Annotated in this window: 1 protein-coding gene; it reads right to left on the reverse strand. The window is 62.5% G+C overall.

Annotation, left to right across the window (positions count from 1 at the left end; genetic code table 11):
- Nucleotides 1-124 precede the first annotated feature (124 nt).
- Nucleotides 125-1,048, reverse strand: coding sequence for an IS110 family transposase (locus VC212_RS22705; RefSeq protein WP_323526990.1), 924 nt, complete (start codon nucleotides 1,046-1,048; stop codon nucleotides 125-127).
- Nucleotides 1,049-1,260: the final 212 nt, after the last annotated feature.

Genomic DNA, 1,260 nt, shown 5'->3' on the forward strand with positions numbered 1-1,260 from the left:
AGCAACTGTGTTGGTCAGGACCTCAATCCGCGACCGTTGATCGGTTTCCTTCGGGCGTGTTCATCGGTAGGTGCCGGCCGCTGGCTGGCACGCTTTTGCGGTTACTCACGGCCGCCGAGTGCGCTCAGGCGGGGTGCATGGCGGCTCTTTGATCGCGCACGCGCGCATTGAGGATGACCAGCATCTTGCGCATCACCGCCACGAGGGCGACCTTGCCTTCCTTGCCGCGTGCGCGCAGCGATCTGTAAAAATCGCGCAGACCTGGCTCGTGCCGAGCCGAGGACATCGCCGCCATGTACAGCGCCTGCCGGATATCGGCTCGGCCTCCACCGATCCCCCGTTTACCACGCATCGCGCCGCTGTCGCGCGAGAGCGGGGCAACGCCAACTAATCGGGAGATCTGCTTTCCGCTGATCGTCCCAAGCTCCGGTAACCGGTACACCAGCACGGCCAGCAGCACCGGACCGACCCCTTTGAGCGTCCTCAACGCGGCCAGGTGCGGTTGCTCGATGAGCAGCGTCTTCAGCTGCCCGGCGATCAGTTTGTCTAGCCGCGCCACGCTGCGCACAAGCTGGTTCACGTTGCCCTGCAGGATCTTTCGTAGCGCTTTTTCCGCAACCTGCAGCAACTGCTGCCTTGCTGCTTTCAGCAGTTCGACCAGTTGCCGACGGGCACGTACATGCTCGCCCAGATCGCGCTGCCAGGGTTCCAGTGGAACATACCGATGGAGCTCCATCTTCTCGGCCATGCAGGCCAACATGGCCGCGTCCAGCCGGTCGGTCTTGGCCAGTCCCAAACCGTTGGCCAGGTTGCGTGCCCGTTGCGCATTGACGCGCGCCACCGGCAGTGCGGCGTGATGCAAGGCATCCAGCGCTGCCAGCTCGTAGCCCCCGGTCGCCTCCAGCACCACCTGCCGCACCGACAGCGTCTTCAGCCAATCGACAAGCTTCCGATGACCGCCTGCGGTGTTGGTGAACTGACGGGTTTGGCCTCGAAAAACCGCAACGTCCAGAAAGTGTTTGCACACATCGATCCCGATTCCGCTCATGGGAAATCTCCGCTAGGCTAGAAATGTCGAGAGCTCCCTCGCCTGCCCAGTCTTATCGTTTCGAGTGTCACCTCGGGCAACTGTTCGGGCGAATCAAGGGAGAATCCGGGGTGGGTACCAAGCTACATGGCGATCGCTGAGATCCAGGCTCTGACGGCAGCCCACGCCGGCTCTCGACACCTAAACTGCCAGATTCCGAACAGATAAGGCTC

Source organism: Xanthomonas sp. WHRI 8932A, from assembly GCF_035012785.1.
In the GTDB taxonomy this organism is placed as follows: Bacteria; Pseudomonadota; Gammaproteobacteria; order Xanthomonadales; family Xanthomonadaceae; genus Xanthomonas.

Bases quoted from the DNA above. Each gene is read 5' to 3' on its own strand.
- VC212_RS22705 (WP_323526990.1), bottom strand. From the start codon at position 1,048: ATGAGCGGAATCGGGATCGATGTGTGCAAACACTTTCTGGACGTTGCG.